The following is a 19,304-nucleotide window of genomic DNA, read 5'->3' on the forward strand; positions in this document are numbered from 1 at the left end:
CCTCATGCCGCCAGCTTCGCCGCCTGCGGCGCGAAGGTCTTCACTTCCTCGATGCGCAGATCGGCGCTGATGCGCCCCTCGCGCCCGTCCTCGTACTTCACGACGGTCTCGATGTGCTGCGTCTGCTTGCCCTCGAAGAGCGCGTCGATCAGCACCGCGTAGCGTTCGGCGATGAAGTTGCGGCGCACCTTGCGCGTGCGCGTGAGCTCGCCGTCGTCGGCATCGAGCTCCTTGTGCAGGATCAGGAAGCGCCGGATCTGCGAGCCGCTCATCTGCGCGTCATTGGCGAGATCGGCATTCACCTTCTCCACGCAGTCGCGGATGAGCTCATACACGACGCCTTGTGACGCGAGGTCGGTGTAGCCCGAGTAGGCCAGGCCGCGCCGCTCGGCCCAGTTGCCCACGGCCTCCAGGTCGATGTTGATGAAGGCGGTGACGCAGTCGCGACCGCTGCCGAAGGTGACGGCTTCCTTCACGTGCTGGAAGAACTTGAGCTTGTTCTCGATGTAGTTGGGCGCGAACATCGAGCCGTCCGCCAGCTTGCCGACGTCCTTGGCGCGGTCGATGATCTTGAGGTGACCGTCCTCGTCGAAGTAGCCCGCGTCGCCGGTCATGAAGTAGCCCTCGGCGTTGATCGACTCGGCGGTCGCGTCCGGGCGCTTGTAGTAGGCCTTCAGCAGCATCGGCCCCTTCACCAGGATCTCGCCGTTGTCGGCGAGCTTCACGTCAACGAAGGGTGCGGGCTTGCCGACCGAGTCGAGCTTGATCTGGCCGTCGGGCTGCAGGCACACGTAGGCGCAGGTCTCGGTCTGGCCATAGAGCTGCTTGAGATTCACCCCGATCGAGCGATAGAAACGGAACAGGTCCGGTCCGATCGCGGCGCCCGCGGTGTAGGCCACGCGGATGCGGCTCATGCCCAGCACGTTCTTCAGCGGGCCGTAGATCAACAGGTTGCCGAGCGCATACTGCAGGCGGTCGCCGGCGGACACCGGCTTGCCGTCGAGGATGTCGGCGCCGCAGCGGCGCGCGACGTCCATGAAGTGCGCGAAGAGCTTGCGCTTGATGACACTCGCGTCCTCCATGCGGATCATGACCTGCGTGAGCAGGTTCTCGAACACGCGTGGCGGCGCGAAATAGTAGGTCGGACCGATCTCGCGCAGGTCCGTCATCACGGTGTCGCCGGATTCCGGGCAGTTGATCGTGAAGCCCGCGACCATCGCCTGCGCGAAGGAGAACAGGTGGTCGCCCACCCAGGCCATCGGCAGGTAGGACAGGATGTCCTCCTGATCGCTCAGCTTGTCGAAGCCCATCCCGCCGGTCGCCGCGGCGATGAAGGCCGCATGGGTCTGGCAAACGCCCTTGGGCTTGCCGGTCGTGCCGGACGTGTACAGCATCACCGAGATGTCGTCCGTCGCTCCCTTGTCGATCTCCCCGTCGAGAAAATCGGTGTGGTTGCGGTCATGGATGCTGCCCATCTCCTGCAGCTCGTCCAGACCCTTGAGCATCGGCTGGCTGTAATGGCGCAGACCGCGCGGGTCGTCGTAGATCACGTGCTCGAGGAAGGGCACCTCGGGATGGATCTCGAGCATCTTGTCGACCTGCTCCTGGTCCTCGACCACGGCGAAGCGGATCTCGGCGTCCTGCAGCACATAGGCCATTTCCGGCGCCACGGCGTCCTGGTAGAGCATCACCGGGATGCCGCCCAGACACTGGCACGCGGCCACCGACCAGTACAGGCGCGGACGGTTGTCGCCGATGATCGCCAGCCGGTCCCCGCGCTTGAAGCCCAGTTCCGCCAACCCGCAGGCGATGGCGCGCACGTTGCGCGCGACTTCGGCCCACGTGTAGGTCTGCCAGATGCCGAACTCCTTTTCGCGCATCGCGGGCCGATTGGGTCGCACGGTTGCATGGTTCATCAGCAGCCGCGGAAAGGTGTCCAGGGCGGCCGGGTGCTCAGCCTGCCCGTTTCTGTCGGACATACCACCTCCTCCTTTGGTTTTCATTCTTCGTCTCCACCCGGCCAGGTCTTGTTATCGGGTCCGGGGTCCGGCGCAGTCGTGTGCGCCGCAGCGTCGGGGGCAGCATCGTGGCTGCCGGTCGCGCTTTTGTATGCGTGCAGTCTCGCAAGCCATGTTTGCGCAACTGTTTGTGGAATGTAGTGAATCGTAACAACCGGACGACCGCCCTCCGTATGAGCGCCGATGGCGGGAGGAGCGCAGCGTATCCCGCCAATCCCGCCCCCGAAGCCGGGACCGGTGGCACGCCGTGAACGCAAAAAAGGGGAGGTCGCCCTCCCCTTTTTCGTTACGGCTTCAGACCAGGATCAGCTGAAGAAACCCGTCACCACCAACACCAGCAGCACGAGACCGACGGTGATCAGGGTCAGACCGAGGATCACCGAGCCGACGTGCAACTGGCGCGACGGCGCATCGACCAGGTACTTCTCCAACTCGCCGGATTCCACCAGACGCTGGTAGTGCGCCGGATGCTCGCGGCTGAACTCCTCCAGCGACTGCGTGCCGGTGAACATCACCACGTCCGGGGGCGGCAGCTTGTCGGGGCGGAAGTGGTTGTTGAAGAAGTGCACCGTGAAGAGGAACACGGCCGCGAGGAAGGCTTCCTCGCCATGCACCAGCGTGCCGACGTTGAACACCCAGCCCGGCAGGAAGCTCGCCGTCACGTGCGGGAAGGCCAGCATCAGGCCGCTCCAGCCGATGATGTTCACACCCCAGAACACCGCCCAGTAGTCGAACTTCTCGAAGTAGGTCCAGCGGTCGAACTTGGGCTTCGGCCCCTTTCCGAAGAACCACTTGAACATGCCCACGCAGTCGGCGAGGTCCTTCCAGTTCGGGATCAGCGAATCCGGGCCGAACCAGCGGAACTTGCGGTCGCGCAGCAGGCGCGACATCACGTACACGAAGTGGATCATGAAGATGCCGACGAAGAGCACGGCGGCCACGCGGTGGATGATGCCCATCACCTTCGGCCCGCCCAGCATCGCGGCAACGGTCGGCGCCCAGGCGCTGTCGGCGAACATCACGGTCGTGCCGGTCAGCACCAGGGTCATCGTCACCAGCGCGAACGCGAGGTGCGCGATGCGCCAGCCCTTGGCGAAGCGCACGAAGTGCTTGCCCTCGTTCACACCCAGCTCGCCGGTGCGCACGTGCGGCACGGTCTTGCGTTCCTTGCGCTCCTGCCACTCGCGGTAGTACCACATGCCGCTGTGCGCCCAGAAGAAGGCGAACACGCCGATCAGCAGCCAGGTCATGAACTTGCCGGCCACGTACATCTGCGGGTACTTCTCGAAGTCGTCGGTGTTGGCATGCGGACCGAAGGTCACGAAGCCCGCCGTGGCCGTCACCATGCCCGGCTTCTTGTCGTCGTGACACTTCTGGCAGGTCTTCAGGCGGTTGTCCGGATGCACGCGCGACTTAGGATCGTCGCCCGCCTTGATGCCGTGGCTGCCGTGGCAGTCCGCGCACTTGGCGGTATAGGCGAAACCGAGGCGATTCACCTGCCCGTGGTAGGTGTCGCGATAGCTCAGCAGCTCTTCCTTGTGGCAGTCGCCGCAGGACACCACGTTCTTGAGCTTGAAGAGCTCCGTCGAAGTGCCGCGGATCTCGTGCGTGGTGTGGCAGTCGATGCACACTGCGCCCTTGGGGTCGCCCTTTGCGGTCAGTTCACCGTGCACGGACTCGGTCAGATCCTCGAGATGGTCCTCATGGCAGGAGGTGCCGCAGGTCTCGGGAATCGTCAGGCGCCACTGGTCGCGCTCGGGCGTGCCGGCGGGCGGCACGGCGAAGTCGTGTGTCGCATGGCACTGGTTGCACGCAGCCTTCGGGCGGTCCGGATAATCCGCGTCCGGCCGCGCGTGGAAGGATTCCTTGTAGGCCGCGATGTTCTCGACGACGACGCCCAGGCGCGGCTTGTCGGCCGCCTGGTTGTTCTTCTTCGCCTCGTCCCACAGCTTCTCGTGGCAACCGGCGCAGTCGGGTTTGACGGCATTCGCCGCCTTCTCGTGCTTCTCCTGCGCGTCGACGATGTCCGTGTGGCAGGCGACACAGTCCAGCTTGGCGTGCACGCCCTTCGCGACCTTTGCCGGATCGACCGCAGGCAGATCCACCTTCTCGCCTTCCGAATCCTCGATCTGGATCGCAGGCTTGCCCTTCTCGTGACAGTTCAGACAGCTGGCATTGTCGAGCTTGGCCGGCGCCTCGCCCCCCCCGGCCGCGAGGCCTGACAAGGGCCACAGCAACGCGGCAGACGCGACCGCCGCCAGCAGGCCCCGAATGTTGCGTATTTTCACTTTATTGCTCCCCTTTTCGCAGCGCAGCCCGCGCGCCGCAGACGAAAAAGGGGGCCGGCACGTCGCACGCCAACCGCCAGACGCACAGGCGTCATATGTGCTCGTGGGCCCCCTGCCGGGCGACTTGCTATCCCCGGATGAAAGCCGGGCCGTCTTCGGCCCGGCCGTTGCTGCCGTCAATCAGAATGCATGCGAGACGGTCACCGCGATGACGCGTGTGATCTGGTTCGGATCCACGAAGACCTTCGTGCCATCCGAATAGCTCCAGCTCGACCATGTATAGTCATCCATCTCGCGACGATCCCAGACATAGTCTAAACGAATAGCCGTAGCCTTTGTGAGGGCATAGCGCGCGAACAGCCGCAGGGTGTTCAGCGTGTACTCGGTATCCGGGAGGATCCCCGCCCCCTGGCGGATCGACGATAGCGCACCGGCATCCGCGTAGGAGATGTCGTACTCGCTCACGTCGCGGCTGTATAGATATTGCCCACCGACGGAGAATTTCGAGCTGATCTGGCCGTCGAATCCCGCGCCGACCCCATTCGAGCTCAGCTTGAGGTCGGCCCCCCACGGCACGCAGGTGTAGGGGAGCGTCGTGCCGTCGCACTTCGAACCGTAGGTGCTGTTCAGCGATTTCTGCTCGATGTCGTTGCTGGAGTGCGAATACCACAGGTTCGCCTTCCAGCGGTCATTGATGCGGTATGACGCATCAAGCGAGAACAGCTCCGAACGCCCCTCGTTCAGACCGATGTCGAAGATGCGCGTCTTGTAGTCGTCCATCGCGTACTCGTAGGCGAACTGCACCGACAGCGGCTCGACCGGCATCCAGTCGAGCATGAGCTTGAGCTTGTCGCGCTCGCGGTCGGAGAACTGCGCCGGCGCCGTCCAGTGCTCACCCACGGCCGTCGTGGCGGTCTTGACGAGGACCGGCGTGGTGCCCCAGCTCGAACCGTCACGCTCGCTGTGGGCGAGGGTCACGCTGCCGTTCAGGGTGTCGCTGAGCGACTTGCGCAGGTCGATGCGGTAGGTGTTCTCCGTCATTTCGTCGCGGTACAGCTCGTCCATGCCCTCGTACTTCCTGAAGTCATAGTCGTAACCCGCGGTCAGGTTGTAACCCTTCGGCAGACGGTAGCTCGCCTCGAACTTGCCGCGTTGCGTTGTCTGCGACTCGGGGTTGTTTTGCAGGATCCTCCCGTTGTAGCTCGCATAATCGAGCTGCGGCGTCCGGTCATCCCGGTCCTCGTACGCCCACGATGCGAGCAGGTTGAGCTTGTCGGTGACGCGCGACGTGATCGAGCCGAACACGTTGGTCGTGTCGACCTTGCCGCCGAGATCGCTACGGGTCATGCCCGGCAGGTAGGGCACGACGGATGACGGCAGGAAGCTGTCATCCTGGGTCGCGAAGCTCTTGCTCACCTTCAGGTTGGCGCGCGTGTCGCGGCTGAAGTTGTAGCCGCCGGCCAGCGCGATCTGGTGCATCTGGTTGTCGGGCGCGAGCGACAGCGGGCTCATCGCAGTCGGGGTGCCCTGGACGGCGACCGGGTTGCCCGTGCCGCCGGTGGTGCCGTAATTGACGAACAGCCCCTTGCCCGCCTTGTTCTCGTAGAAGCTGGCGTAGTAGCTGCCCGAGACGTAGAACTTCTCGGTTGCATAGTCCAGCGAGGCCTCGATCTGCTTGTGGTTCGAGTCGATCGGCTCGGGCGCGAACAACTGGCCGAGGTAGCCGCCGACGTTGCCGTTGGAGCCGAACAGGCGCTCGCCCTTCTTGTCCTCGTTCTTGAACGTGACGTTCGCCTGCAGGTTCTTGCTGATGAACTTGGTGGCGGTCAGGGACGTGGCCGTGCGCTCGGTCTTCAGGTCCTTGTCGTCGAAGCGGGTGCCGAGGTTGAGCGAGTCGTGGCCGATTCCGGTCACGCGCGTCGACACCTCGAAGGGTGCGTAGCGCGGGATCTGGTTGTAGTCGATACCGAGCTTCCAGTCGCCCTGCTGCTCGATCGACGCGCCGAACTCCTGCGTGCGCAGGCCGAGGTCGCGGCCCTCGATGCGCAGCCAGCGTCCCTCGTCGGAGCGGCGGATGACCTTGAGGTCGGCGCTACCGTGGATACCCTCGTCATTGATGCCGTAGTACTGCCGGTACAGCGGATTGACCTCGTTGAGGTGCTGCAGCCTGATGCTTGCTTCGGCGACGTTCGGGCTGATCAGTTCCGCGACCTCGTCTTCCTGCGCGAGGGCTGACGACACGGGGAAGGCCATCGACACGGCCAGGGCAAGCACCGTCCGCTTGAAAATGCGATTGTTGTCCATTTCGTTCTCCCTGACTCTTAACGCCAGAAGCGGGCAGCCTTCGAGCTGGCCGACGGACTATTGCTGCCATGGATTTCGGTGTGGCAGTTCAGGCAGGCACGCCCCTGGGTCACACCGACCGAGTTGAGGCCGTTGTTCTGGCTTGCCGGCGAAGCGATCACCGTGCCGTTCACGTTGCGGCTGAGATCGGTATTTGCCGCGACACCCGGGATCGTGCCGAGGTGGTTGGCGGGGTCATGGCACTGCTGGCACAGGAAGGGCGGACGGGTCTTCAGCATCGCGTCGGCGACGGTGCCGTGCGGGTTGTGGCAGTTGGCGCAGTCTTCGGTGACCGGTGCATGGTTATGCACGAAGGGGCCGCGCTTCTCCGCGTGGCAGGTGTAGCAGGTCGCGTTGGTGCTGTCCTTCACGAGCAGCTTCGGACCGGTGGTGCCGTGCGGGTTGTGGCAGTCCGAGCAGGACATCTTGCCTTCGGGGATGGGGTGGTGCGACGGCCGGTTGACCTGCGCGCGCTGCTCCTTGTGGCAGGCGAAGCACACTTCGGCCTGGGTACGCTTGTCGCGGACCTTGTCGTCGGCGGCGTGCGTGTCATGACAGGAGCTGCAGGCGACGTCGCGGCGCTCGTGCGTGCTGCCGGTCCACAGGTGACGCTTCGGGTCGGTCTGGTGACAGGACAGGCAGGCTGCGTTGCGCTCGGCAACGGGGGTCGCAGACTTCTTGTCGAAGGTGCGATCGGGCTTGGGCGGCTTGTCGCTGCCCTTGTATGTCACGTGCTTGTCACTTTCGCCGTGACAATCGGTACAGGTCGGCGTGCGGCCGTCGGCGCGCGTGCCGTGTTTCGTCTTGCCGATGTGCAGCACGCCCGGGGCGTCCGCCTCGTCGTGGCAGGACGTGCACTTGGCATCGCCCTGCAGAACGATGTCCTTGGGCGCCTCTTTCGGCGCATCGGCGGCGAATACCGCCCCCGAGCAGACGCTGCCGATGACGGCCAGCGCTGCAAGCAAGCTTCGCATTTTTCTCATGTTATCCCCTTGGTTCCGAACGTCATTGCCGCACCGCCCGGCCGGGCGGTGCGATTCAGGCCACGCGGCTTACTGCGAAAGAATCCATTCCATGAGGTTCTTGATCTCGGCCTCGTTCTTGGTGTTGATGATCTTGTGCTCTTCCTCGGTACCGTCCTCGAGCTTCACCTTCGGGCCGGTTGTGATGTTCTTCTTCATCTTCTCGAAGCCCTCGGCTTCCTTGCCCTTGTACTTGGCGGCGATCTTCTGGTACGAGGGGCCCTTCTTGGTCTTGTTGACGGCGTGGCACTTGAAGCAGTCGTTGTCCTTCGCGAGGGACTTCGCGGCGTCGGCGTCGACGGCAAATGCGGAGGAAGAAGCGAAGATCGCGGCGGTGGCGGCAACGAGCAGCGACACGCGGTTGAGACGGAATTGCATTTGGGCTCTCCTGTTGAAGCTGGAATTTCGTCGTTTCGGCCACAACATGGGCGCGGCCTGACGTGACTGGATTTTCACGAATTCGCGCAATCCCCCATATCGGACAGGGTTTAAATTACGTGTAGGAAAATTCCTATTAGCCGACGACGAAATACACAACGACTGCTCCGGCACCTTGTTTCTCCCCCTTCAAGGGGGCGGAACAGGGGTTTCGGCGAGCACTGCTGGCCCCCTGTGGAGCGGCGAGGCGCAGCCGAGACTATCGGTTAGGAGGGGGATGGGTTTCCGCGGCGCCTACTTAACCCAGCCCCACCCCAGCCCTCCCCTTGAAGGGGGTGCAGCAGGGGTTTCGCGGAGCATCGCTCTGCGCCTGCGGAACGGCACAGCGAAGCGGAGACTCCCGGGAGCGAACGTGCTGCATTGAACTTGACGTCAACTAATTGCCTGGCGGGTTGATAACGCGCGAGCAGGCGCGCCGCGACCTCACGGCGCAGCGGACGGGACGGGGTAGAGCGGGGGGAACCCCGGAGGCGCCGCTCGCGGGCGGCGCCGGCTTAAACGTCGGTGGACTTCACCAGGTGGTGGGCGACGGCGTAGCGGATCAGCTCGGACGTATTCGTCATCGCCATCTTCTGCAGGATGCGCGTCTTGTGCGTGCTGATGGTCTTGACGCTGAGCGACAGCTCGTTGGCGATGTCGGTGAGGCCCTGGCCGAGCACGAGGCGGTGGAAGATCTGGTATTCGCGGTCCGACAGGCTGGTGTGCGGCAACTCGTTCGCGGCGGGCATGAGGCCGCGCGCCATCAGCTCCGCCACGGTGTCGCTCACGTACACGCCGCCGCGCGCCACGCGGCGGATCGCGTGCACCAGCAGGTCGGCGTCGCTCTCCTTGGTCAGGTAGCCCGACGCGCCGGCGTGCAGCGCGCGCACGGCGTACTGCTCCTCGTGGTGCATGCTCAGGATCAGGATGGGGAGCTTGGGCTTCTCGTCGTGGATCAGGCGGATGAGATCGAGGCCGCTGCGTCCGGGCATGGAGATGTCGAGCACGACCACGTCCCAGTCCTGCTCGCGCACGAGCTGCAGGGCCTCGTTGCCGTTGGCCGCCTCGCCGCAAACCGCGAGGTCCTCGGTGTCGGCGAGGATCTGCTTCAGGCCATCGCGAATGATCGCGTGGTCGTCGGCGAGCAATACCCGGAGTTTCTCCATCTTGCTTCCCTCATTGCCCGGTCGGCACGGTGACGTCGATCGTCGTGCCGTCGCCGGGCGTGGAATGGATCGCGAAGGTCCCCTGCACCAGGCGGATGCGCTCGCGCATGCCCAGCAGGCCGAACCCCGCCTGGTTCGCCGCATCGAGCACGAAGCCGACGCCGTCGTCGCGCACGGTCAGGCGCCAGTCGTCGCCGTCGCGGCGGAACGCCACCCATACGGTACTCGCTTGCGCGTACTTCGTGACGTTGGTGAGCGACTCCTGCAACACGCGGAACAGCGTCGTCGCCTCGGCGCTGCCGCGCTCGGGTTCGTCGTCGTCCAGGTCCAGCACCAGCTCGATATCCGTCCGTTTGGAGAAATCGTCCGTGAGCCAGGAGATCGCCGCGCGCAGGCCGAGGTCATCGAGGATCAGCGGGCGCAGCTCGTAGGTGATGCGCCGCACCGACGCGATCGTCTGGTTGAGCTGCTCCTTGATGACGCCCACCTTGTCCTGCAGGTCGGCGCGCTCGCCGGGCAGGCGGCCGCCGAGCCAGGAGAGCTCGAGCTTGATCGCGGTGAGCCGCTGCCCGAGTTCGTCGTGCATCTCGCGTGCGATGCCGGCACGCTCGTCCTCGCGCACCCGCTGCAGCGCGGTGGAGAGTTCCTGCAGCTGGCGATTGGTCTCGCGCAGATGCGTCTCGATGCGCTTGCGCTCGGTCAGGTCGCGCAGCACCACGGTGAGAAAACGCCGCCCCTGGGTCTCGGTCGAGGAGAAGGTGGCGTCTGCGGGAAACTCGCGCCCGTCGGCGTGGCGGGCGACGAGTTCGGCACGGCCGCGGCGCGCATGCCGCGGCTCGCCGGAATTGCGCCGCCGCCCGACGATGGCATGGTAGGCACCGCGCGACTCGCTGCCGAGCAGACGGTCGAAGGGTTTGCCCAGCGCATCGTCGGCACGCACGCCGAACATGTGCTCGGCCGCACGGTTGAACAGCACGACGGACAGGTCCTCGTCGATGGTGACGATCGCATCCATCACCGACTCGACCATCTCGCGCAGGCGCTCCTCGCTGTCCTGCAGTGCGCTCGCCATCAGCGCCCGCCGGCGCATGCTCCACACCACGCCGCAGGAAGCGGCGAGCAGCAGCGCGGCGACGATGCCGGCGCCGGCGACGATGGGCCGCGCGGTCATCGGCCAGGACACCAGCGCCGAGTCCTGATCGACGGCGACGCCGATCAGGAAGGGATAGCGCGGCACGGGATGATAGGCGACGAAGCGGTTCTCGCCGGCCAGGGTCTCGGTGACGTGGACCGTGCCGTTCGGGTCGGCAGCCTTCTCGCTGAGGCGTGGCAGCTCCTGCACCGGCTGGTCGACCTTGTCCATGTCACTGGGGAAGCTCGCGACCAGGTTGCCGCGCGCGTTGATCAGCTGAATCTGCTTGCCGAAGCGCAGGTCGAGGCGGCGGTAGAACGATTCGAAATAGTTGGCGACGACCGCCGCAGCGACGACGCCACGGAAATTCCCGGAGCCATCGACGAGCCGCGCGCTGAGGTAGAAAGTCCACTCGCCGTCGAAGCGGCGGCGGTACATCTGGCTGACGAAGAGCCCTTCATCCTTGCGCACCAGGCTCGCAAAGTAGTCGCGGTCCGCTTCATTGAAGCCCGGACGGGTGCCAAGCAGGGTCGAATTCATGACGACGCCGCTGGCATTGACGACGAACATCGACGAATACTGCGGCAAGCCTTCGGCGCGGGCCTTGAGGAGCGCCTGGACGGGGAAGCTGTCGAGCTCGAGCTGCTGCCCGATGCTGTCGGACAGCCTGTCCTGGGCGCCGCGCAGGGCCATCGTCACGCCGTCGAGCGTGCGCGCCGTCTGCTCCGCGAGGATGCGGCTCAGGGTGGAGATCTCGCTGCGCGCGTACTCGATCTCGCGCTGGCGCATGTCGTAGAGCAGGAAGGCGGTGCCGCCGGCCAGCACGGCGAGCATCAGCGCGGTCAGCAACATCACCGCACGCACGGGCGGCTCGATCCAGAACTTGCGCAACAGGCCTGACATGCGGAATTCCCGAGCTAAGGCCGGCGCGCCATTCCGACGCCATCGTCGGTCCCGGCCCCCCGGTGCGGGCGGACTATAGAAGGCGGAGGCGTGCTCGGCAAGTTTGAAACAAACAATTCATCGTGGCGCTTCCTGCAACAATCGCCGGCCACAATGCAGCGCTGCGAGATTTCCCTGTGGGAGCGGCTTCAGCCGCGAAGGGGCCGCGCCACGTGCGACACCGCCGATTCGCGGCTGAAGCCGCTCCCACACGAAACCCCACCCCGCACGCCGGTCACCGGCCCGGGTGTCGGGTAGAATTCCCGCCTTTCCCACCTGCGCATCCGTCCATGGAATTTTTCGCTCCGCTGCTCGACATCGTCCTTCACCTCGACAAGCACCTCGAAGCGCTCGTCAGCGCCTACGGGGTCTGGATCTACGCCATCCTGTTCGCGGTGATCTTCAGCGAGACGGGCTTCGTCGTGACGCCCTTCCTGCCGGGCGACTCGCTGCTCTTCATCGCCGGCGCACTGGCGGCGCTGGGCAACATGGACATCTCGCTGCTGATCCTCACGCTGACGGCCGCGGCGATTCTCGGCAACACTGTGAACTACTCGATCGGCCGCTACTTCGGCCCCAGGGTCTTCCACTGGGAAAACTCGCGCCTGTTCAACAAGGCGGCGCTGATGAAGACGCACCTGTTCTACGAGAAGCACGGCGGCAAGACGCTGGTGATCTCGCGCTTCCTGCCGCTGTTCCGCACCTTCGCGCCCTTCGTCGCGGGCATCGGCAGCATGAGCTATGCGCGCTTCACGCTGTTCAACGTCGTCGGCGCTGTGGCCTGGGTCGTGTCGCTCACGCTCGCCGGCTACTGGTTCGGCAACATGCCGTGGATCAAGCAGAACCTCACGCTGGTGATCGTGGGCATCATCGTGCTGTCGCTGCTGCCGGTGGTGATCGGCGCAGTGAAGGCGCGCTCGACCGCCTCCTGAGCGTGACGGAAGTGGCGGCGCAGCGTTGCGTCGCCACGCGCCGGGCACTAGGATGAATTGCCGCCGGTGCGAGCGCGCGCCGTCGGCACGGTGCTCGGGCCGACAGACGCCGTTGCGGTGCACGCGCAAAGGAGAGCGTCATGAGCTACGCCGAACGCGCGCTGCGCACGCTGAGCGCGGGCAACCGCACGCTGTTGCGGGCGCAGGACGAAACAACGCTGCTGCACGACATGTGCCGGGTGATCGTCGAACTCGGCGGCTATCGCATGGCTTGGGTCGGGTTTGCCGAACATGACGAGAGCCGGACGATCCGCCCGGTTGCGCACCACGGTGTCGAGGAGGGATTCCTCGGACTCGCGCACTTCAGCTGGGCCGATGGCGACAGCCCCGACGCCCGCGGCCCGACGGCCAAGGCGATCCGCACGGGCCAGCCGGTCGTCATCCAGGATCTGCAGCACATCCCCGAGATCCAGCTGCCGATCGCACTGGCCGAATCGTACAAGCGCGGCTACGCCGCGCTCGTGGCCTTCCCCCTGGTCATCGACGGCACCGTGATCGGCAATCTCACGATCTTCGCGGCCGAAGCCGATGCCTTCGACGAATGTGAATGCAAGCTGCTCGCCGAGATGGCCGACGACCTCGCCTTCGGCATCGCGATGCTGCGCATGCGCGAACGGCACCGCGCGGCGGAGGAAACTATCCGCCACATGGCCTTTTACGACGCCCTCACCGACCTGCCGAACCGCAGCTCGCTGGGCGAGACGCTCGCCACGGAAATTGCGCAGGCGCAGCAGGAAAACCAGTCCATGGCCGTGCTGCTGCTGAAGGTCGGGCGCTTCCAGGAGATCAGCGACACGCTCGGCTACCAGGAGGGCGACCACCTGATCGCGGAGATGGCCGCCCGCCTGCGGCAGATCGCCGGCCCGAACAAGTCGGTCGCACGCGTCGGCGAGGACGAGTTCGCGATCATCATGCCGCGTTCGACCGCCGAGGCGGCGATGCGCGTCGCCCACCATGCGATGCGCGAAGCCTGCGACCCGGTGGACTTCGCCGGCCTGGCGATGGATCCGCACGCCCATATCGGCATCTCGCTCTTCCCCGGACATGGCAACACGCCCGAGGCGCTGCTGCGGCGCGCGAAGATCGCGGCGGTGCAGGCGCGCAGGACGGCGTGCAAATACACCCTCTACAAGGGCACGGAAGACCGCGAGAGCACGCGTCGGCTGGAGTTGATGAGCGAGCTGCGCAGCGCGATCGACCAGAACGAGTTGCTGCTGTACTGCCAGCCCAAGGTTTCCATCCGCAGCGGCGAGATCTGCGGCGCCGAGGCGCTGGTGCGCTGGCAGCACCCGCAGCACGGCATGATCGCCACCGGCGAATTCATCGCGCTTGCCGAACATGCGGGCCTGATCATGCCGCTCACGCGCTGGGTGCTGGAAGCGGCCTTCCGCCAGTCCTACGCGTGGTACGAAAAGGGCATCAAGCGGCCGCTGTCGGTGAACCTGTCGGCGCAGGACCTGCGCGATCCGCGCCTCATCGACCGCATCAGCGGCCTGTTCGCGACCTGGGCGCTGCCGCCCGAGCTGGTGCAGTTCGAGCTCACGGAGAGCGCGCTGATGGAAGACCCGGCCGGCGCGCTGGAGACGCTGGACCGGCTCAAGGAGCTCGGCGTCGAACTGTTCATCGACGACTTCGGCATCGGCTACTCCAGCCTGAGCTACCTGCAGAAGCTGCCGGTCGACTCGCTGAAGATCGACCACTCCTTCGTCACCAGCATGCTCACCAATTCCGGCTCGGCCGTGATCGTGCATTCGACGGTGGAGCTGGGACACAACCTGGGGCTCGGCGTCGTCGCCGAGGGGGTCGAGAGCGAGGCGCTATGGAACCGGCTGCAGGAGCTGGGCTGCGACACGGCGCAGGGCCATTTCGTCGGCCGTCCGATCCCGACCGCGCAGTTCGACGACTGGGAGGCGCAGTCCCCGTGGAGCCACCCGACGCCGGGCGGCGGCGCGGCGCTGCACTGAGCGCCACGCACCGCCCCACTCAAGCGAGCGTCAGATCACGCCCTGCGCGAGCATCGCGTCGGCCACTTTGACGAAGCCGGCGACGTTGGCACCGTCCACGTAGCTGACCGTGCCGTCCGGACGCAGACCGTGCTGCACGCAGGCGTCGTGGATGCTGTGCATGATGCCGAGCAGGCGCGCATCGACCTCCTCGCGCGGCCACGACAGGCGCATCGCGTTCTGGCTCATCTCGAGACCCGAGGTCGCGACGCCGCCGGCGTTGCTCGCCTTGCCCGGCGCATACAGCACGCCCGCCTCCTCGAACACGCGCACCGCCTCGGCGGTCGAGGGCATGTTGGCGCCTTCGGCGACGCACTTGACGCCGCTCGCCACCAGCTTGCGCGCGTCCTCGCCGTCGAGCTCATTCTGCGTCGCGCAGGGCAGCGCGACATCGACCGGCACGTGCCACGGCGAAACGCCGGGCTGGAAATTGGCCTTGACGCGTTGCGCGTAGTCGCTGACGCGGCCGTACAGGTGGTTCTTCACTTCCATCAGCTCGGCGAGCTTCTCGGTGGTGAAGCCGTCCTCGTCCACCACCGTGCCGCTCGAGTCGGACACCGTGACGACCTTCGCACCCAGCGCCATGGCCTTCTCGACCGCGTACTGCGCGACGTTGCCCGAGCCGGACACGCTCACGCGCAGGCCGTCGAAGGACATGTCGCGGCGCTTGAGCATCTCCTCGGCGAAATACACGGTGCCGTAACCGGTCGCCTCGGGGCGGATCAGCGAGCCGCCGAACGCGAGGCCCTTGCCGGTGAACACGCAGTCGGCGCGGTTCGACAGCTTCTTCATCATGCCGGCCATGAAGCCGACCTCGCGCCCGCCCACGCCGATATCGCCGGCAGGAACGTCGGTATCGGAACCGACATGACGGAACAGCTCGCTGACAAAGGCCTGGCAGAAGCGCATCACCTCGGCCGGGCTCTTGCCCTTGGGATCGAAGTCCGAGCCGCCCTTGCCGCCGCCCATCGGCAGCGTGGTGAGCGCGTTCTTGAAGGTCTGCTCGAAGGCGAGGAACTTGAGGATGGAGAGATTCACCGAGGGGTGGAAGCGCAGCCCGCCCTTGTAGGGGCCGATCGCCGAGCTGTGCTGGATGCGGTAGCCGCGGTTGACCTGCACATCGCCGTGGTCATCGACCCAGGAGACGCGGAACATGATCACGCGCTCGGGCTCGACGAGGCGGTCGAGCAGGCCCTGCTCGGCGTATTTGGGGTGGCTGGAGATGAAGGGCCAAAGGCTTTCGATGACCTCGGTCACCGCCTGCAGGAATTCGGGCTGGCCGGGATTGCGCACAGCGACGTGTTCAAGAAACTGTTCGAGCGACTGGTATTTCATCGAATTCCCCAAAATGGTGCGTCTAATACGCCGGTAGTGGATCGCCCGCCTTTATGCACCAATTTGAGGCACAGAATCAACGATTTTCTACAGCTTCATTAAATTTTCTTAATGTTCGCCCCATTATGGTGCGCTTTTCGCCGCCCACAAGGCGTAATAGACAAGAAAAACGGCGCCGAAGCGCCGTTTTCCGATCGATTGCACAGGTTTTCTGCGACTTACATGCTGCGGCGGTACTGCCCGCCGACCTCGTACAGCGCGCTGGTGATCTGCCCGAGCGAGCAGTAGCGCACGGCATCCACCAGCACCTCGAACACGTTGCCGTTCTCGATCACGGTCTGGCGCAGCTTGGCCTGCCACTTCGACGCCTCGGCCTTGTTGCGGGCATGGAAGTCCGCGAGGCGCTTCAGCTGGCTCTGCTTCTCTTCCTCGGTCGAGCGCGCGAGCTCGATTTCCTGCTGCGCCTGGCCCTTCGGGTTGAGGAAGGTATTCACGCCGATGATCGGGTACGAGCCGTCGTGCTTCTTGTGCTCGTAGTACAGCGACTCCTCCTGGATCTTGCCGCGCTGGTAGCCGGTTTCCATTGCGCCGAGCACGCCGCCGCGCGAGGCGATGGCCTCGAACTCCTTGAGCACCGCTTCCTCGACGAGGTCGGTGAGCTCGTCGATGATGAAGGCGCCCTGGTTCGGGTTCTCGTTCTTCGCGAGGCCCCATTCGCGGTTGATGATCAGCTGGATCGCCATCGCGCGGCGCACCGACTCCTCGGTCGGCGTCGTGATCGCCTCGTCGTAGGCGTTGGTGTGCAGCGAGTTGCAGTTGTCGTAGATCGCGATCAGCGCCTGCAGCGTCGTGCGGATGTCGTTGAAGTCCATCTCCTGCGCGTGCAGCGAACGGCCCGAGGTCTGCACGTGATATTTCAGCTTTTGTGAACGCTCGTTCGCGCCGTACTTGTTCTTCATCGCGACGGCCCAGATGCGGCGCGCGACGCGGCCGATCACCGAATACTCGGGATCCATGCCGTTGCTGAAGAAGAAGGACAGGTTGGGCGCGAAGTCGTCGATGTGCATGCCGCGCGCCAGGTACGACTCGACGTAGGTGAAGCCGTTCGACAAGGTGAAGGCGAGCTGCGAGATCGGGTTCGCGCCGGCCTCGGCGATGTGGTAGCCGGAGATCGACACCGAGTAGAAGTTCTGCACCTTGTGATGGACGAAGTACTCCTGGATGTCGCCCATCATCTTCAGCGCGAACTCGGTCGAGAAGATGCAGGTGTTCTGGCCCTGGTCTTCCTTCAGGATGTCGGCCTGCACGGTGCCGCGCACCGAGGACAGCGTCCATTCCTTGATCTTCTGGTACTCGGTCTCGGTCGGCTCGCGGCCGTTGTCGGCCTTGAACTTCGCGACCTGCTGGTCCATCGCGGTGTTGAAGAAGCACGCGAGGATGATCGGCGCCGGGCCGTTGATCGTCATAGACACCGAGGTCGTCGGCGCGCACAGGTCAAAGCCGTCGTACAGCACCTTCATGTCGTCGAGCGTCGCGATCGACACGCCGGAGTTGCCGATCTTGCCGTAGATGTCCGGACGCAGGTCGGGATCGCAGCCGTACAGGGTCACCGAGTCGAAGGCGGTCGACAGGCGGTGCGCGGGCATGCCTTCGGACACGCGCTTGAAGCGGCGGTTGGTGCGGAAGGCGTCGCCTTCGCCCGCGAACATGCGGGTCGGGTCCTCGCCCTCGCGCTTGAACGCGAACACGCCGGCGGTGTAGGGGAAGGAGCCGGGGACGTTCTCCTTCATCAGGAACTTGAGCGATTCGCCGTCATCCTCGAAGTTCGGCAGCGAGACCTTGCGGATCTTGGTGCCCGACAGCGAATCCGAAGTCAGCTTGGTGCGGATCTCCTTGTCGCGGATCTTCACGACGTACTCGTCGGCGGCGTACAGCTCCTTCGTGCGCGGCCACATGTCGAGCAGCTTTTTCGCGGCCGGCGTGAGTTCGCCGTCCTTCCAGTCGATCATCTCGGCGAAGTTGCCCGAGTCCTTGCCGCACTGCTCGAACAGGGACTTGGCGATCTTCAGCGACTGGCGCTCGCGCGCGACGCGGGCCTGCTGCTCGATGTGCTTGTGGTAGTCGCGCACCGTATCGGCGATCTCGGCGAGGTAGCGCACGCGCTCGGCCGGGACGATCGCGCGGCCGCGCGACGAAGCCTTGGTGGTGACCTTGGGCAGCGCGCCGGGCTTGGCCTTGAGGCCCTTCTCGACCAGGCGCGGGAAGATCGCCTGGTACAGCGCGGTGATGCCGTCGTCGTTGAAGCGCGCGGCCATGGTGCCGAACACCGGCATGTCGTCGGTCGGCGTGGAGAACAGCTCGCGGTTGCGCTGGTACTGCTTGCGCACGTCGCGCAGCGCATCCTCGGCGCCCTTGCGGTCGAACTTGTTGATCGCGACGAAGTCGGCGAAGTCGAGCATGTCGATCTTCTCGAGCTGGCTCGCGGCACCGAACTCGGGCGTCATCACGTAGAGCGACAGATCGACGAAGGGAACGATCGCGGCGTTGCCCTGGCCGATGCCGGAGGTCTCGACGATGATCAGGTCGAAGCCGGCGAGCTTCGCGGCGGCGATGACTTCAGGGAGTGCAGCCGAGATCTCGGAGCCGGTGTCGCGCGTCGCCAACGAGCGCATGTAGATGTTCTCGTGCTCGATCGCGTTCATGCGGATGCGGTCGCCCAGCAGCGCGCCGCCGGTGCGCTTGCGCGAGGGGTCGATCGACACGATGCCGATACGCAGCTTGTCGTTCTGGTCGAGGCGGAAGCGGCGCACCAGCTCGTCGGTGAGCGAGCTCTTGCCGGCGCCGCCGGTGCCGGTGATGCCCAGGGTTGGGGTCTTGACCTTGGCGGCGGCCTCGATCAACGCCTTCTTCACGTCCTCACCATAGGCGCCGTTCTCGAGCGCGGTGATGATGCGCGACAGGCTGCGCAGCTGCGCCTTGCGCTCGCCGCCGGTGAGCTGACGCAAGACTTCCTCGGCGGACTTCGGCGCCGCGCCGGTCAGATCCTGGTCCGACTTCGCGACGAGGTCGTTGATCATGCCCTGCAGGCCCATCATCGCGCCGTCTTCGGGCGAGTAGATGCGCGTGACGCCGTAGTCGTGCAGTTCCTTGATCTCGGACGGGACGATCACGCCACCGCCGCCGCCGAACACCTTGATGTTCTCGCCGCCATTGGCCTTCAGCAGGTCGATCATGTACTTGAAGAACTCGACATGGCCGCCCTGGTAGCTGGTGATCGCGATGCCCTGCACGTCTTCCTGCAGCGCCGCATTGACGATCTCGCCGACCGAGCGGTTGTGACCCAGGTGGATGACCTCGGAGCCGGTCGATTGCAGAATCCGCCGCATGATGTTGATCGATGCGTCGTGGCCGTCGAACAGCGCCGCGGCGGTGACGAAACGCACCTTGTGCTGCGGCTTGTAGGCGACGAGCTTCTTGGCTTCGCTGAGATTGGTCATGCCTTCTTCCCTCTGGTTGGCGCCCGGGCGGCGCTCGGTCCTGTTTGTGGGCTTAATCTTAGAAGGCAGAGGAGGCATTTGCCATTGTGCGTGCCGACGACAATCGTGCAAAATCCGCCAATCGCCTTCCGCCTGTCAGGACGCTTCCG

General features: G+C 65.1%; 11 protein-coding genes. 2 read left to right on the forward strand and 9 right to left on the reverse strand.

Going from position 1 to position 19,304, the window contains the following annotated elements:
* Window positions 1-2 precede the first annotated feature (2 nt).
* From U5817_RS22540 to U5817_RS22570, 7 genes are all read right to left on the reverse strand, one after another.
* On the reverse strand, window positions 3-1,979 hold the full coding sequence (locus tag U5817_RS22540) for an AMP-dependent synthetase/ligase (RefSeq protein ID WP_407278875.1): 1,977 nt from the start codon (window positions 1,977-1,979) through the stop codon (window positions 3-5).
* Window positions 1,980-2,323: 344 nt separating this feature from the next.
* Complete coding sequence (locus tag U5817_RS22545; RefSeq protein ID WP_407278876.1) at window positions 2,324-4,306, reverse strand: cytochrome C; 1,983 nt, start codon at window positions 4,304-4,306, stop codon at window positions 2,324-2,326.
* A 180-nt stretch (window positions 4,307-4,486) separates the two neighbouring features.
* The gene (locus U5817_RS22550; protein ID WP_407278877.1) at window positions 4,487-6,610 is read right to left on the reverse strand and encodes an MtrB/PioB family decaheme-associated outer membrane protein; all 2,124 of its coding nucleotides are present in this window, start codon (window positions 6,608-6,610) and stop codon (window positions 4,487-4,489) included.
* A gap of 17 nt (window positions 6,611-6,627) precedes the next feature.
* Window positions 6,628-7,623 (reverse strand): DmsE family decaheme c-type cytochrome, encoded by a 996-nt coding sequence (locus U5817_RS22555; RefSeq protein WP_169132925.1) that lies wholly within the window; start codon window positions 7,621-7,623, stop codon window positions 6,628-6,630.
* A gap of 78 nt (window positions 7,624-7,701) precedes the next feature.
* Complete coding sequence (locus tag U5817_RS22560) at window positions 7,702-8,049, reverse strand: c-type cytochrome (protein ID WP_169132924.1); 348 nt, start codon at window positions 8,047-8,049, stop codon at window positions 7,702-7,704.
* A gap of 554 nt (window positions 8,050-8,603) precedes the next feature.
* Window positions 8,604-9,254 carry a response regulator transcription factor gene (locus U5817_RS22565; RefSeq protein WP_169126256.1) on the reverse strand — a complete coding sequence of 217 codons (651 nt, stop codon included), beginning with the start codon at window positions 9,252-9,254 and terminating at the stop codon, window positions 8,604-8,606.
* A gap of 10 nt (window positions 9,255-9,264) precedes the next feature.
* Window positions 9,265-11,289, reverse strand: coding sequence for a PAS domain S-box protein (locus U5817_RS22570; RefSeq protein ID WP_407278878.1), 2,025 nt, complete (start codon window positions 11,287-11,289; stop codon window positions 9,265-9,267).
* A gap of 329 nt (window positions 11,290-11,618) precedes the next feature.
* On the opposite strand from U5817_RS22570, the gene U5817_RS22575 reads away from it, so the two are divergent.
* Both U5817_RS22575 and U5817_RS22580 read left to right on the forward strand, forming a co-directional pair.
* The gene (locus tag U5817_RS22575; RefSeq protein ID WP_407278879.1) at window positions 11,619-12,260 is read left to right on the forward strand and encodes a DedA family protein; all 642 of its coding nucleotides are present in this window, start codon (window positions 11,619-11,621) and stop codon (window positions 12,258-12,260) included.
* A gap of 140 nt (window positions 12,261-12,400) precedes the next feature.
* Window positions 12,401-14,284 (forward strand): putative bifunctional diguanylate cyclase/phosphodiesterase, encoded by a 1,884-nt coding sequence (locus U5817_RS22580; protein WP_407278880.1) that lies wholly within the window; start codon window positions 12,401-12,403, stop codon window positions 14,282-14,284.
* 30 nt (window positions 14,285-14,314) lie between these two features.
* On the opposite strand, the gene gdhA is transcribed toward U5817_RS22580, so the two are convergent.
* A complete protein-coding gene (gene gdhA / locus U5817_RS22585) occupies window positions 14,315-15,658 on the reverse strand; it encodes an NADP-specific glutamate dehydrogenase (RefSeq protein ID WP_407278881.1) in 1,344 nt (447 codons plus the stop codon).
* A gap of 218 nt (window positions 15,659-15,876) precedes the next feature.
* Complete coding sequence (gene icmF, locus U5817_RS22590; RefSeq protein ID WP_407278882.1) at window positions 15,877-19,155, reverse strand: fused isobutyryl-CoA mutase/GTPase IcmF; 3,279 nt, start codon at window positions 19,153-19,155, stop codon at window positions 15,877-15,879.
* Window positions 19,156-19,304 lie beyond the last annotated feature (149 nt).

The sequence above is a fragment of the Aromatoleum evansii genome (genome assembly GCF_045689615.1).
Classification (GTDB): domain Bacteria; phylum Pseudomonadota; class Gammaproteobacteria; order Burkholderiales; family Rhodocyclaceae; genus Aromatoleum; species Aromatoleum evansii.

Excerpts from the sequence above, each read along its gene's own strand:
- U5817_RS22540 (WP_407278875.1), bottom strand. The coding sequence starts at position 1,979 with ATGTCCGACAGAAACGGGCAGGCTGAGCACCCGGCCGCCCTGGACACC.
- U5817_RS22550 (WP_407278877.1), bottom strand. The coding sequence starts at position 6,610 with ATGGACAACAATCGCATTTTCAAGCGGACGGTGCTTGCCCTGGCCGTG.
- U5817_RS22555 (WP_169132925.1), bottom strand. The coding sequence starts at position 7,623 with ATGCGAAGCTTGCTTGCAGCGCTGGCCGTCATCGGCAGCGTCTGCTCG.
- U5817_RS22560 (WP_169132924.1), bottom strand. The coding sequence starts at position 8,049 with ATGCAATTCCGTCTCAACCGCGTGTCGCTGCTCGTTGCCGCCACCGCC.
- U5817_RS22565 (WP_169126256.1), bottom strand. The coding sequence starts at position 9,254 with ATGGAGAAACTCCGGGTATTGCTCGCCGACGACCACGCGATCATTCGC.
- U5817_RS22570 (WP_407278878.1), bottom strand. The coding sequence starts at position 11,289 with ATGTCAGGCCTGTTGCGCAAGTTCTGGATCGAGCCGCCCGTGCGTGCG.
- U5817_RS22575 (WP_407278879.1), top strand. The coding sequence starts at position 11,619 with ATGGAATTTTTCGCTCCGCTGCTCGACATCGTCCTTCACCTCGACAAG.
- U5817_RS22580 (WP_407278880.1), top strand. The coding sequence starts at position 12,401 with ATGAGCTACGCCGAACGCGCGCTGCGCACGCTGAGCGCGGGCAACCGC.
- gdhA (WP_407278881.1), bottom strand. The coding sequence starts at position 15,658 with ATGAAATACCAGTCGCTCGAACAGTTTCTTGAACACGTCGCTGTGCGC.
- icmF (WP_407278882.1), bottom strand. The coding sequence starts at position 19,155 with ATGACCAATCTCAGCGAAGCCAAGAAGCTCGTCGCCTACAAGCCGCAG.